Source organism: Streptomyces lancefieldiae (assembly GCF_031845825.1).
GTDB lineage: Bacteria > Actinomycetota > Actinomycetes > Streptomycetales > Streptomycetaceae > Streptomyces > Streptomyces lancefieldiae.
Map to the genome: position 1 here is coordinate 1 of NZ_JAVRFH010000259.1, position 741 is coordinate 741.

General features: G+C 70.9%; 1 protein-coding gene and 1 pseudogene. One reads left to right on the forward strand and one right to left on the reverse strand.

Features of this window, described 5'->3' with window-relative positions; all coding sequences use genetic code 11:
• Positions 1 to 457: transposase (locus RM812_RS41990; RefSeq protein ID WP_311586262.1), on the forward strand; the 457-nt coding region annotated here is incomplete at its 5' end.
• Here RM812_RS41990 and RM812_RS41995 read toward each other — a convergent pair.
• A pseudogene (locus RM812_RS41995) lies at positions 432 to 741 on the reverse strand (hypothetical protein); the annotation flags it as partial. The gene RM812_RS41990 and the pseudogene RM812_RS41995 sit on opposite strands and share 26 nt — an antisense overlap.

Genomic DNA, 741 nt, shown 5'->3' on the forward strand with positions numbered 1-741 from the left:
CGGCGGGAAGAAGGTCGGCGGCCGCAAGCGGCACCTGGTGGTCGACTGCCTCGGCCTGGTCCTGGCCGTCGCGGTGACCGCGGCGAGCGTGCAGGACCGCGATGCCGCTGTCGCCCTGCTCGAGCGGCTGCGCACGATGTACTTCTCGATCCGTCTGGTGTGGGCGGACGGAGGCTACGCGGGACGGCTGGTCGACTGGGCGGCCGAGAATCTCCGTCTCACCCTGGAGATCGTCCGACGCACCGACGACACCACGGGCTTCGTGGTGCTGCCGCGCAGGTGGGTGGTGGAAAGGACGCTCAGCTGGCTGATGCGTTCACGTCGTCTCGTCCGGGACTACGAGACGCTGCCCGTCATGCACGAGGCCATGGTGTTGTGGTCGATGACGATGCTCATGAGCCGCCGCCTCGCCGGCCGGCGCCCGACAGGGTTCAGCCGGCCTGCGCAAGCGCGGTGAACACTCCCGGCCGCACCTGCCGGATCCAGCCCCGCTCTGCCAGCCGCTTCGCCTTCGACCGCACCCCCTCGACCTTCGCCGGCACCACCTGGAGCCCCAGAGCCGCGGCCAGCTGCTGACAGCGCATGCCCTCCCGCCCGACGTCCGACTCCAGCAGGCCCACGATGTGCTGGTAGTCCACTGCCAGCACCGATGCCGTCATGCCCTCGGTCCGGTGCGGCACCGTCGATCCCGCAACCGCCCTCTGCGGCAAAGACTCCGGCACCACGGCCGGCTCCTCGGCC